Here is an 11716-nt window from a genome sequence, read left to right on the forward strand (position 1 = left end):
CGGTCCTCGCGAATATACGGCGTCCCCCGGGGGCGCCGCGCGGCCGGAGCGGCCGCGCGGCGCCGGGATCCGGGGGTCAGGCGTCGTCCAGGCCCGTCTCGATGGCGTAGCGCACGAGCTCCACCCGGTTGTGCAGCTGGAGCTTGCCCAGGGTGTTCTGGACGTGGTTCTGCACGGTGCGGTGCGAGATGACCAGGCGCTCGGCGATCTGCTTGTACGAGAGGCCCTTGGCGACGAGCCTCAGGACCTCCGTCTCGCGGTCGGTGAGCTGCGGGGCCTTCGGCCGGTCCGGTGCGGCGGGCGCGGGGTCGGAGGCGAGCCTGCGGTACTCGCCGAGGACGAGCCCGGCCAGACCCGGTGTGAAGACCGGGTCGCCCGCCGCGGTGGCGCGCACGGCGTCGGTCAGCTCCTGGGTGCTGGCCGACTTCAGCAGGTACCCGGTGGCACCCGACTTCACGGCCTCCAGGACGTCCGCGTGCTCGCCGCTGGCGGACAGCACCAGGACGCGCAGCCCGGGGTGGGAGCCGACGAGTTCCTTGCAGACCTGGACCCCGGGCATTCCCGGCAGGTTCAGGTCGAGCACCAGGACGTCGGGCCCGGCGGCCCTGGCCCGGCGGACGGCGCCGGGGCCGTCCCCGGCGGTGGCGACCACCTCGAAGCCGGACTCGGCCAGATCGCGGGCCACGGCGTCGCGCCACATCGGGTGGTCGTCGACGACCATCACCTTGATGGCCCGCTCCCCGGACGCCTGCGTGTTCGGTGTACTCATCGTGCCGTTCCTGCCTTCCCCCGTGAGACCTTCGGAATTCTCAGCTCGACCTCGGTGCCCTGGCCGGGTACCGAGATCACCTCCGCCGTGCCGCCCAGATCGCGCAGCCGGCCGCGGATCGAGAGGGCGACGCCGAGCCGGCCCTCGCCCTCCGCCTGGTCGAGCCGGCCCTCCGGGATGCCCGGCCCGTCGTCGCGGACGGTGACGATCACCGCGTCCGGCTCGTCCTCGACCAGGATCCACGCCTGGGCGTCCGGTCCCGCGTGGACCCGGACGTTGTCCAGCGCGGCGCTCACCGCCGCGGCCAGTTCCCGCGCCGCCCCCGCCGCGAGGAGCACCGGGGCGCCGGGCTCCGCGAAGGTGGCCCTGGAGCCCGCGTGCGGAGCGAGCAGCGTGCGCAGATCGGTCTCCGCGCCGTCCGCGCCGTCGGTGTCCACGGCGCTCCCGGTGCTGTCCCCGGACACCCGGGCCGTGGGCACCAGGCCGCTGGAGACCAGCGTCCGCAGGGCGACCTCCTGCTCCCCGGCCATCCGGCCGAGCTCCTCGGCCTCGCCGCCGAGGGCCGTGCCGCGCCGCTGGACCATGGCGAGCACCTGGAGGACGCTGTCGTGGATGTCGCGGGCGAGCCGCTCCCTCTCCCGGGTCGCGGCCTCGATCTCCAGGGCGCGGGCCAGGGTGCGCTCACTTGCGCGGGCCACCTCGACGACGTAGCCGATGGCGATGGAGGCCACCCACACCAGGAGCACGTTGTGGAAGGTGTCCTCGCTGGGCTCGCCGCGCTCGACGATGTTCGCGGCGGCGACGAGGGTGGAGGCGAAGGCCGCCCAGCGCCAGCCGCCCTTCAGCGCGAAGGCGAGGACCGCGCCAGCGGTCCAGATCGACGGGAGCGTCGGCCCGTCCACGTGCTGGGCGTCGAAGTCGGCGAGCGGGGTGAGCAGGATGCCGGCCAGGGCGACCGTGAGGTCCAGGCCGAGGAAGCGCTTGGTGCAGCTCGCCGCGTTGGCCACCCGGGGCAGGGTGGCGAGCGTCCATACGGCGAGGAACGCCAGGTAGGCGACGGCGACCCAGGGGCGCTCCCACTTGTCGCGGCCGAAGCCGGCGAGGAGCGCCGCGTAGACCAGCGTCAGCACCCGGTACGCGCTCAGCGCGCGCCACAGCGGCAGCTCGACCGACATCCGTACGACCCGTTCACGCCCGGCCATGTCCCCCACGCCCTCCCCCGACGTCTCCCCTGCCATGCTGCCCGCTCCGGACGGTCCGCGACGCCGTTACGCGCCGGGCCCCTCCGTGCCCTTCTTCTTCGCCTCCTCGGCGATCTGCCGCTTGGCCGCGGTCGCGTAGACGTCCACGTACTCCTGGCCGGAGAGCCTCATGATCTCGTACATGACCTCGTCGGTCACCGAGCGCAGGATGAAGCGGTCGCCGTCCATGCCCTGGTAGCGCGTGAAGTCCAGCGGCTGACCGATGCGGATGCCCGGCCGCATGAGCCTGGGCATCACCTGGCCGGGCGGCTGGATCTTCTCCGTGTCGATCATCGCCACGGGGATCACGGGCGCGCCGGTGGCCAGGGCCACCCGGGCCAGGCCGCCGGGCTTGCCCCGGTAGAGCCGTCCGTCGGGCGAGCGGGTGCCCTCCGGGTAGATGCCGAAGAGCCCGCCGCTCTCGATCACCTGGATGCCCGCCCTGATCGCCGACTCCCCGGCGCCCCGGCCCCCTGAGCGGTCCACCGGGAGCTGGCCGACGCCCTTGAAGAACGCGGCGGTGAGCTTGCCCTTCACTCCCGGCGCGGTGAAGTACTCCGCCTTGGCGATGAAGGTCACCTTGCGGTCGAGGACGGCCGGCAGGAAGAAGGAGTCGGAGAACGAGAGGTGGTTGCTCGCGAGGATCGCCGGCCCGTGTGCGGGGATGTGCTCCAGGCCCTCCACCCACGGCCTGAAGGCGAGCTTCAGGGAACCGCCGATGGAGAACTTCATTGCGCCGTAGATCAACTCTGGTGCCTCCTGTGTGCCGTCCGACCGACCTTAGCCTGTGGGGCCGCCGCCCTTCCCGCCCGCTCGGGGCGGTGTCCCTCACAGGCGCCCGCGCGGGCGGGGGCCGCCCGGACGGTGACGGCCCTGGTCGGTGTCGGTCCGGTCGCGTACGGTGAGGTAATCCTTTCGCACACCCCGCACCCCGCCCCCCTTCACGAACAGGAGACCCTGGTGCCGGTCCTCCCCGGAGCCGAGCCGTTCCGCCACGAGGGCGGAGAGGCCGGCGTCCTCCTCTGTCACGGATTCACGGGTTCGCCGCAGTCGCTGCGCCCGTGGGCCGGCTTCCTGGCGGAGCGGGGACTGACCGTGTCCCTCCCGCTGCTGCCCGGTCACGGCACGCGCTGGGAGGACATGGCGGTCACCGGCTGGCAGGACTGGTACGCGGAGGTGGACCGCGAGCTGAGGGCGCTGAGCGCCCGGTGCGAGCGGGTCTTCGTCCTCGGCCTCTCCATGGGCGGGGCCCTGGCGCTGCGCCTCGCGGCGAAGCACGGGGACCGGATCGCGGGCCTGGTGCTGGTGAATCCGGCGAACAAGGTGCACGGCCTGTCGGCGTACGCCCTGCCGGTGGCCCGGCATCTGGTGCGTACGACGAAGGGGCTGACCAGCGACATCGCGCTGGAGGGCGCCGAGGAGGTCGGGTACGGCCGGGTGCCGCTGCACGCCGCGCACTCGCTGCGGACGTTCCTCCGGCTGGTCGACGGCGATCTGCCGCAGGTCACCCAGCCGATCGTGCTCCTGCACAGCCGGACGGACCATGTCGTGCCGCCGGCCGACTCGGCGCGGATCCTCAGCCGCGTCTCGTCCCGGGACGTCGAGGAGATCCTGCTGGAACAGAGCTACCACGTGGCGACGTTGGACCACGATGCGGGGCGGATCTTCGACGAGAGCTACCGGTTCATCGAACGCCTCGCAACCGACGCTGGCAAGAAGGGGAGCACGTCCGGTGGCTGAGCACGACGCGGAACGCACGGGCAGTGACGAGGAGCGCGAGCCGCGCCCCACGGAGGGGACGGCCGTCCCCGAGGGTACGGAGGCGGCCCGCCCGCTCGACGAGGCCGCCGCCTGGGAGGCGATCGTCGCGGGGTACGGCGAGGAGCCGCCGGACCCGCCGGGCGCCAAGCCGTTCAAGTCGGTCGAGGACCTGGCGTCGCTCCAGGACGGCCAGGTCAACGTCCTGGACCCGTCGCCGGAGTCCGGCGCGGGTGACGACACGGACAAGGGCGTGGGCGGGAAGGCGACCGGCGGACCGCCGGAGAAGAAGCCGCTCGGCGGTTCGGTGGTCTTCGCCCCCGGGGTCGCGGGCCCGCGTGACTACGGGCTGGAGGAGCCCAAGGACGGCGACATCGACGACCCCGACGACAGCGAGGAGGGGCACTTCGTCCCGCCGGAGCCGCCGCCGCTCCCCGAGGCCGACGTGACGGCGAAGTTCGCGTGGCTCGCGGTCGTCGGCGGCCCGGTGCTGATGCTGGTCGCGGTCCTGATGCAGTGGGAGATGACGTGGTGGCTGACCACGCTCTCCATCGGCGGCTTCCTGGGCGGCTTCGCCACCCTGGTGGCCCGCATGCCCCCCGACGAGGAGGAGCACGACGATCCGGGCAGCGGCGCGGTCGTCTGACCCCGGGCGGGGCCGGTGTCCGGGCGGGGCGTCGAGGGGCTGGGCCCCGGCGCCTCCGGGACCCGGCTGCCCGGGGCGGGCAGCTCCCGGCCCCCGCCGTTACGGGACCTGAGGCCCCGCGCCTCGGGGCCCGTCGTTCCGGGAGTCCTGGGGCCCCGCGCCTCCGGGCCCCGGCCTCAGCCCCCCGCCGGCACCCGGAGCGCGGCCAGCACGGGCAGGTGGTCGGTGGCCGCCCGCAGGTCCGCGCCGGTGACGCCCGGCAGGTCCGTGGGGACACCGCAGCCGAGCACCTCGACGCGCCCGGTGGCGAACACGGCGTCGATCCGCTTGCGCGGCGCACCGGGCGGGAAGGTCAGCTCGCCGCCCCACGGACGTACGGTGCGGCAGTCCTGGAGCCGCCCGGCCAGCCGCCGGAAGGCACCCCCCTCCGGTACGTCGTTGAGGTCGCCGGCCACGACGGCGTGCGGGACCTCCATCGCCCCGACCACGTCCAGCAGCATCCCGGCCTGTGCCTGGCGTTCCTCGCGCTGGAGGCTGAGGTGACAGCTGAGGACGCCGAGCCGCGCCCCCGCGATCCGTACCACGGCCGTGGCCAGGCCCCTCCGGTGCAGCCCCGGGGTGAGCGGCAGCAGGATGTCCTCGGTGCGTTCCACGGTGGCGCGCAGGGAGCAGAGGAGCAGCGGGCCGGCCGCCGTGGCCCCGCCGCTGAGGGTCACCAGGTCCGTCATGGCCGCGAGCCGGGCCGCGGCCTTGCGCCAGCGGAAGAAGCGGGGGGCCTCCTGGACGCACACCAGGTCGGGTGCGCAGGCGCGGATGACCCGGGCCAGCGCCTCGGTGTCGTCGCGCAGGGAGCGGACGTTGTAGCTGAGCACCCGGATGACGGCTGAACCGTCGGGCTCGGTACGGGAGTCGGGCAGCGGCGTCGGCGTCGTGACCATGGGAGGCACGATACGACGGACGCCCGCCGCTCCCCGGAGGGCGCGACGGGCGTCGGGAACACGGGTGGGGTCAGCCCTGGCGCGCCAGGTCCGCCGCGCCCACCAGGCCCGCCTTGCCGCCCAGTTGGGCCGCGAGGACCTGAGCGTGCGGGCGCCACTCGCCGCCGATCAGCCAGCGGCGGAAGGACTTGCGGATCGGGTCGAGGACCAGCTCGCCCTCGTCCGAGACGCCGCCGCCCACGATGAAGGCCGACGGGTCGAAGAGCGAGGCGAGGTCGGCCAGTCCGGCTCCGGCCCAGCGGGCCAGCTCGCGGAAGGAGTCGATGGCCACCGGGCAGCCCTGCCGGGCTGCCTCGCTGATGTGCTTGCCCTCGATGCCCTCGACGGTGCCGTCACCGAGGCCCAGCAGGACCGTGGCGTTCTCCGGGGTGGCGTTGGCGCGCTGCTTGGCGTACCGCACGAGCGCCCGCCCGGAGGCGTACTGCTCCCAGCAGCCCTGGCTGCCGCAGCCGCAGAGCAGTCCGTCCGGGACGACCCGGATGTGACCGAATTCCGCCGCCACGCCGAAGCGTCCGCGCCGGAGCTTGTTGCCGATGATGATGCCGCCGCCCAGGCCGGTGCCGAGCGTGATGCAGATGACGTCGTCGTGCCCCTGCCCGGCCCCGAAGCGGTATTCGCCCCAGGCCGCGGCGTTGGCGTCGTTCTCGACGACGACGGGCAGGCCGACGCGCTGTTCGACCTTGTCCTTGAGCGGCTCGTGGCGCCAGTTGATGTTCGGGGCGAACAGCACGGTGGCACGCTTGTCGTCGACGTATCCGGCCGCGCCGATGCCTACCGCCTCGACGTCGTGCCCCTCGCTCGCCCCGGACACGGCGGCGCTGATCGCGTCCACGATGCCTTCGGCGGTCGGCGGGGTCGATACCTTGAACGTCGAGAGGATCCGGCCCTCTTCGTCGACCACTCCAGCCGCGATCTTCGTGCCGCCGATATCGACGCCGATGGTGAGTCCCATGAATCCCTCAGTTTCGGTCGAGCCCCGCTACGGCCAACCGTACCCGAGCCGGGGACGGGTATTTCCTGTCCCGGGTCAGTCCAGGTCGATGTGTTCGCCGCCGCCCGTGCCCTCGTCGCGCGGGTCCGAGGGGTCCTCGGCCGCCTTCCTGCCGGGTCCGGGGGCGTTCCCGGTGCCCGCCGAGGTGCCTCCGGCGCCCTCGGTGCCCCGGGTCCAGCGGCCTTCCTGCCCCTCGACCGCCGAGCGGTAGGCCGCGAGGAGTTCGCTGCCCGCGGCGGCGAGGTGGTCGAAGAGTTCCGGGTTGCGCTCGATGACGGGCTCGACCGCGGACCGTGCCTGCCGGATCACCTGCTGGACGGTGCCCTGGGCGGCGGCGCCGAGCAGCGGTGACTGGAGCGAGGAGACCTTGTCGGCCACCGCGTCGATCAGCTTGCGCAGCTCGTCGGCGGCGGAACCCGGCTCCTGTCCGTACTGGGCCCGGCGGCGCGCCTTCTCCGCCTCCAGGTCCTCGGCGCAGGCCTCCGCCCACGCGTCGTCGTCGACGGGACGATCGGTGGCTTCACTCATGGCGGACTCCTGCGACGCGGTTGCCTGCGTGGCCGTGCGAGCCACGTACTACCGACGTTACCCGAACGGTGGTACGCCGTTCATTGTGTACGGGGCCAGAGCGCGGGGTCAGGTGTGAACCGGACACGCAGGACGCCGTCGGACAGCGCGGCCCCGGAGACCGTGCAGCGGCGCAGCGCGGACTCCAGGCGCAGGATCCGGTGGAACGGCCCTGCCGTCAGGAGGAGTTCGTCACCGCGGCGGACCAGCCTGAGGTCCTCCTTGGCAGCCCCCGGCAGCGGCAGGCACCAGGCGATGACTCCGTCCCCGGCGTCCTCGGTCCACCAGGGGTTCCCGGCGTGTCCCGGTGCGCGGTCGTCCGGTGCGCGGGCCCCGTCCAGCAGGGCGAGGTCCTCGGCGGTGCGCGGCTCGCGGCCGAGGTGGGCGCTCTCGTGCACGGGGGTCCCGGGCGCCCATTCCTGGTGCCAGTGGTCCAGGCACTTCTCCTGCCGGGCGGCGAGATCGGCGAACCAGGGGTCGGCGGAGTGGCGGGGCAGGACCCGGGAGGCCACGACGGAGTCGACGCGCAGTCCGTGCAGGGCGAGTCCGGTGCGGGCGGAGCTCAGCGCCTCGGCGGCGGCCCGCCCCGGTTCGGCGACCAGCCGCACGGTGGTCGCGCCGTCCTCGATCAGCGCCTCGACGGCGGCCAGTTCGGCGTCCTTGCGGGCGGCGGCCTCGTACAGCCACTGGGCGGGCATGGGGACGCCCGCGAGCTGGGCGAGCACCGGGCGCAGGGCGCGTGCGGCCTGGCGTTCCCTGGGCAGGAGGCGGCGCAGGTAGCGGCGCAGCCGGCCGGGCAGCGCGAGCAGGTCGAGGGCGTCGGCGAGCGGGGGCAGGTCGACGACGAGGACCTCGTAGCCGTCCGCCGCCCAGTCGCCCGCGGCCGCCCGGTGCAGGGCGTGCAGGAGGGCCAGCTCCGTGCTGCCGGGGAGTTCGGTGAGTTCCTCGCCGTCCAGCCGGTTGGCGCCGAGCAGGTCGAGCACTCCGGACGCCCGGTCCTGGAGTTCGAGGAACTCGGCGCGGAAGTGCGCGGCGGGGTCGAGGCGGACGCGGTGCGGCAGCTGTCCGGCCCCGGTGCCCTCGGGAAGGGCGGGTACGGGGTCGGCGGAGAGCAGGAGGGTGCGGCGGCCGTCGCGGGCCGCGGCCAGCGCGGTCGCCGCGGCGACGGTGGTACGGCCTGCGCCGCCGGGGCCGGTGACGAGGACCGTACGCACGCGATCAGGCCTTCGGGACGGACTCGACGCGCTTCTTCAGCCCGGCGAGGGCGCGGTCGATGATGACCTTCTCGGCCTTGCGCTTGATCATGCCGAGCAGCGGGATCTTGACATCGACGGCGAGCCGGTAGGTGACCTCGGTGCGGTCGCCGTCGCCCAGGGGGGCCAGCGCGTAACTGCCGTCGAGGGCGCGCAGCATCTGGGACTTGACGAGGGTCCAGCCGACCTCGTAGGGGCTGTTCCAGGTGTAGGCGAGGACGTGGTCGTCCTTGATCGCCCCGGCGTCCAGGACGAGGCGGACCTGCTCGGCGCGGCCCTGGTCGTCGGTGGCCAGGATCTCGGCCTCCTTCACCTCGCCGGTCCACTCCGGGTAGCGGGCGAAGTCGGCGATCACTCCCATGACGTCGGCCGGTGCCGCCTCGATCGTGATGCTCGAGCTGGTGTGTTCAGCCATCGCCGTGGCCCTCCAGTGCGGTGTACCGGTCGCGTTCGGCAGAGGCCTGCCGTGTGCAGGCTATCGCGTGCCGGCGGCCCTCCCGCCCGCGCCCCGGTGACCGTGTCTCACCACTCCAGGGCCCAGGGCCGGCCGCTCGACGCGAAGTGGCCGACGTTGACGCACTCGGTGACGCCGATCCGCATCCGGCGGACCAGCGGCTGGTGGACGTGGCCGAAAAGCGCGTAGCGGGGGCGGGTGCGGCGGATGGCCTCCAGGAGGGCGCGGCTGCCGCGCTCGAAGCGCCGGGCGACCGTGTCGTACGTCAGCTCCGGGACGTCCGGGGGGATGTGGGAGCACAGGACGTCCACCGGCCCGAGCGCCTCGACCTTGGCCGCGTACTCCTCGTCGCTGATCTCGTACGGGGTGTTCATCGGCGTTCTGAGGCCGCCCCCGACGAACCCGAAGACCCGGCCTCCGATCTCGGCACGCTCGCCGTCCAGCACGGTCGTACCGGAACCTGCGTACTCGGGCCAGAGGGCGGGCACGTCGACGTTGCCGTACGTGGCGTACGTCGGGGTGGGCATGACGGCGAACATCTCGGCGTACTGCTTGCGTACGGCGGACAGGATCGCCGCGTTGCGGTCCACGCCGGCCCACAGCTCGCGGCCGAAGGCGCGGGCCTCCTCGAAGCGGCGCGCGGTGCGCAGCTCGACGATGCGGTCGGCGTTGGCGACGCCGAACAGGTCGGGGAAGATGCCGCGCGCGTGGTCGGCGTAGTCGAGGAACAGGACCAGGTCCCCCAGGCAGACCAGGGCGTCCGCGCCGTCCCCCGCGCGCGCCAGCGCCTCCGTGTTGCCGTGCACGTCGCTGACGACGTGCACGCGTGTCCGTCGGATGGAGGTCGTGTGCTGATCGTGCGGTGTGCCGGCTCGCATGGAGTTCACCCTAGGTCGCGCCGCACCGCTCTGGGTAGAGGCCGTCGGACCTGCGATTACTTCCGCGCCGGGACACGGGTGGACTAGTGTGCGCCGGAGGACCATGGATATGTGTGATGCATAAGACATCTGGCCGGAACCCCCTTTCCGGAACCGAGTACCGGTGGGTAACGTCCCGCCCGTCCAGTCGTGCTCACCACCCTTGAGCATCTGCCAGTCTTGGACCGATCCGGTGCGTCACACAGAGCCGTGGAACCGGAGCCCGATGAGGAGCAGCAGTCTTGCGCGAGTTCAGCCTTCCGGCCCTGTACGAGGTCCCCACGGACGGCAACCTGACGGATCTCATCCGCCGCAACGCCGCTCAGCATCCCGATGTCGCGGTGATGAGCCGGAAGGTGGCCGGCGTCTGGACGGACGTCACGGCGACCCGCTTCCTCGCCGAGGTCAGAGACACCGCCAGAGGCCTGATCGCGTCGGGGGTCCAGCCCGGTGACCGGGTCGCGCTCATGTCCCGTACGCGCTTCGAGTGGGTGCTGCTGGACTTCGCCATCTGGAGCGCGGGCGCCGTGACCGTGCCGGTGTACGAGACCAGCTCCCCCGAGCAGGTCCAGTGGATACTCGGCGACTCAGGCGCGTCCGCGGTCGTGGTGGAGAGCGGGGCCCACGCGGAGTCCGTCGCCTCGGTGCGCGACCGGCTCCCCGGCCTGCGGCACGTCTGGGAGATCGACCGGGGCGCCGTCGACGAGCTGGTGGCGGCGGGCGCCGGTGTCTCCGACGAGACGCTGGACCTGCGCATGGTGAGCGCCAAGGCCGACGACCCGGCGACGATCGTCTACACCTCGGGCACCACCGGCCGCCCCAAGGGCTGCGTGCTGACGCACCGCAGCTTCTTCGCGGAGTGCGGCAACGTCGTGGAACGGCTCAAGCCCCTCTTCCGCACCGGCGAGTGCTCCGTCCTGCTCTTCCTGCCCACCGCCCACGTCTTCGGCCGGCTGGTCGAGGTCGCCTCGGTGATGGCCCCGATCAGGCTCGGCTGCGTACCGGACATCAAGCACCTCACCGACGAGCTGGCCTCCTTCAGGCCGACGCTGATCCTCGGCGTCCCGCGGGTGTTCGAGAAGGTCTACAACGCGGCGCGGGCCAAGGCCCAGGCCGACGGCAAGGGCAGGATCTTCGACCGGGCCGCCGACACGGCGATCGCCTACAGCCGCGCGCTGGGCACCCCGGAGGGCCCGTCGGTGGGCCTGCGGATCAAGCACAGGGTCTTCGACAAGCTGGTGTACGGCAAGCTGCGCACCGTGCTCGGGGGGCGCGGGGAGTACGCGATCTCCGGCGGCGCGCCGCTGGGCGAGCGGCTCGGCCACTTCTTCCGCGGCATCGGCTTCACGGTGCTGGAGGGCTACGGCCTCACCGAGTCCTGCGCCGCGACCGCCTTCAACCCGTGGGACCGGCAGAAGATCGGTACGGTCGGCCAGCCGCTGCCGGGCTCGGTCGTGCGGATCGCCGACGACGGCGAGGTGCTGCTGCACGGCGAGCACCTGTTCACCGGTTACTGGAAGAACGAGGCGGCGACGGCCGAGGCGCTGGCCGACGGCTGGTTCCACACGGGCGACATCGGCACGCTCGACGAGGACGGCTACCTCGCGATCACCGGCCGCAAGAAGGAGATCATCGTCACGGCGGGCGGCAAGAACGTCGCCCCGGCGGTGATCGAGGACCGGATCCGCGCGCACGCCCTGGTCGCGGAGTGCATGGTGGTCGGCGACGGGCGGCCGTTCGTCGGCGCGCTGCTCACCCTCGACGAGGAGTTCCTGTCCCGCTGGGCCGAGGAGAACGGCAAGCCCGCCGGATCGACGGCGCTCTCGCTGCGCGAGGACCCCGAGCTGCTGGCCGAGGTGCAGCGGGCGGTGGACGACGGCAACGCGGCGGTGTCCAAGGCGGAGTCGGTGCGCAAGTTCCGTGTGCTGGGTGCGCAGTTCACCGAGGAGGCGGGCCACATCACCCCGTCGCTGAAGCTGAAGCGCAACGTCGTGGCGAAGGACTTCGCGGACGAGGTCGAGTCGATCTACCGCGGCTGAGTCCTCGCGGTCCCGCGGGCGGGGGCCGCGCGCCCCGCGCGCCGGGGGGCGGGCCCCCCGCCCGCCGGCGGGGACGCCGCGGG

12 protein-coding genes are annotated in these 11716 nt (G+C 73.3%); 3 read left to right on the plus strand and 9 right to left on the minus strand.

What is annotated here, in order from left to right:
* Positions 1-76 precede the first annotated feature (76 nt).
* From ACFVS9_RS12110 to ACFVS9_RS12120, 3 genes are all read right to left on the minus strand, one after another.
* Positions 77-769, minus strand: a complete 693-nt coding sequence (locus tag ACFVS9_RS12110; protein WP_383118738.1) for a response regulator — start codon at positions 767-769, stop codon at positions 77-79.
* A complete protein-coding gene (gene macS / locus ACFVS9_RS12115; protein ID WP_383118739.1) occupies positions 766-1971 on the minus strand; it encodes a MacS family sensor histidine kinase in 1206 nt (401 codons plus the stop codon). The genes ACFVS9_RS12110 and macS overlap by 4 nt, the downstream gene beginning before the upstream one ends.
* 66 nt (positions 1972-2037) lie before the next feature.
* A complete protein-coding gene (locus ACFVS9_RS12120) occupies positions 2038-2757 on the minus strand; it encodes a lysophospholipid acyltransferase family protein (RefSeq protein WP_389931669.1) in 720 nt (239 codons plus the stop codon).
* Positions 2758-2970: 213 nt separating this feature from the next.
* On the opposite strand from ACFVS9_RS12120, the gene ACFVS9_RS12125 reads away from it, so the two are divergent.
* Positions 2971-3750: an alpha/beta hydrolase gene (locus ACFVS9_RS12125; protein ID WP_383118736.1), complete on the plus strand. Its 780-nt coding sequence runs from the start codon at positions 2971-2973 to the stop codon at positions 3748-3750.
* Positions 3743-4414 carry a hypothetical protein gene (locus ACFVS9_RS12130; protein WP_383118735.1) on the plus strand — a complete coding sequence of 224 codons (672 nt, stop codon included), beginning with the start codon at positions 3743-3745 and terminating at the stop codon, positions 4412-4414. The genes ACFVS9_RS12125 and ACFVS9_RS12130 overlap by 8 nt, the downstream gene beginning before the upstream one ends.
* A 176-nt stretch (positions 4415-4590) precedes the next feature.
* Here the strand turns inward: ACFVS9_RS12130 and ACFVS9_RS12135 are convergent, their stop codons facing one another.
* From ACFVS9_RS12135 to ACFVS9_RS12160, 6 genes are all read right to left on the minus strand, one after another.
* Complete coding sequence (locus ACFVS9_RS12135) at positions 4591-5352, minus strand: endonuclease/exonuclease/phosphatase family protein (RefSeq protein ID WP_389931670.1); 762 nt, start codon at positions 5350-5352, stop codon at positions 4591-4593.
* 70 nt (positions 5353-5422) lie between these two features.
* Complete coding sequence (locus tag ACFVS9_RS12140) at positions 5423-6364, minus strand: ROK family glucokinase (RefSeq protein WP_383118733.1); 942 nt, start codon at positions 6362-6364, stop codon at positions 5423-5425.
* A 75-nt stretch (positions 6365-6439) separates the two neighbouring features.
* Complete coding sequence (locus ACFVS9_RS12145) at positions 6440-6931, minus strand: DUF5304 domain-containing protein (RefSeq protein WP_383118732.1); 492 nt, start codon at positions 6929-6931, stop codon at positions 6440-6442.
* A gap of 80 nt (positions 6932-7011) precedes the next feature.
* Positions 7012-8184 (minus strand): ArsA-related P-loop ATPase, encoded by a 1173-nt coding sequence (locus ACFVS9_RS12150; RefSeq protein WP_389931672.1) that lies wholly within the window; start codon positions 8182-8184, stop codon positions 7012-7014.
* Positions 8185-8188: 4 nt separating this feature from the next.
* Complete coding sequence (locus tag ACFVS9_RS12155) at positions 8189-8638, minus strand: SRPBCC family protein (RefSeq protein WP_073747652.1); 450 nt, start codon at positions 8636-8638, stop codon at positions 8189-8191.
* Positions 8639-8745: 107 nt separating this feature from the next.
* A complete protein-coding gene (locus ACFVS9_RS12160) occupies positions 8746-9555 on the minus strand; it encodes a metallophosphoesterase (protein ID WP_383118730.1) in 810 nt (269 codons plus the stop codon).
* 281 nt (positions 9556-9836) lie between these two features.
* Between ACFVS9_RS12160 and ACFVS9_RS12165 the strand changes: the two genes are divergently transcribed.
* Positions 9837-11633 (plus strand): AMP-dependent synthetase/ligase, encoded by a 1797-nt coding sequence (locus tag ACFVS9_RS12165; RefSeq protein ID WP_383118729.1) that lies wholly within the window; start codon positions 9837-9839, stop codon positions 11631-11633.
* Positions 11634-11716: the final 83 nt, after the last annotated feature.

Source organism: Streptomyces sp. NPDC058008 (assembly GCF_042886395.1).
GTDB lineage: Bacteria > Actinomycetota > Actinomycetes > Streptomycetales > Streptomycetaceae > Streptomyces.

Coding starts and splice junctions, on each gene's coding strand:
- ACFVS9_RS12155 (WP_073747652.1), bottom strand. CDS start 8,638: ATGGCTGAACACACCAGCTCGAGCATCACGATCGAGGCGGCACCGGCC.
- ACFVS9_RS12145 (WP_383118732.1), bottom strand. CDS start 6,931: ATGAGTGAAGCCACCGATCGTCCCGTCGACGACGACGCGTGGGCGGAG.
- macS (WP_383118739.1), bottom strand. CDS start 1,971: ATGGCCGGGCGTGAACGGGTCGTACGGATGTCGGTCGAGCTGCCGCTG.
- ACFVS9_RS12140 (WP_383118733.1), bottom strand. CDS start 6,364: ATGGGACTCACCATCGGCGTCGATATCGGCGGCACGAAGATCGCGGCT.
- ACFVS9_RS12110 (WP_383118738.1), bottom strand. CDS start 769: ATGAGTACACCGAACACGCAGGCGTCCGGGGAGCGGGCCATCAAGGTG.
- ACFVS9_RS12135 (WP_389931670.1), bottom strand. CDS start 5,352: ATGGTCACGACGCCGACGCCGCTGCCCGACTCCCGTACCGAGCCCGAC.
- ACFVS9_RS12160 (WP_383118730.1), bottom strand. CDS start 9,555: ATGCGAGCCGGCACACCGCACGATCAGCACACGACCTCCATCCGACGG.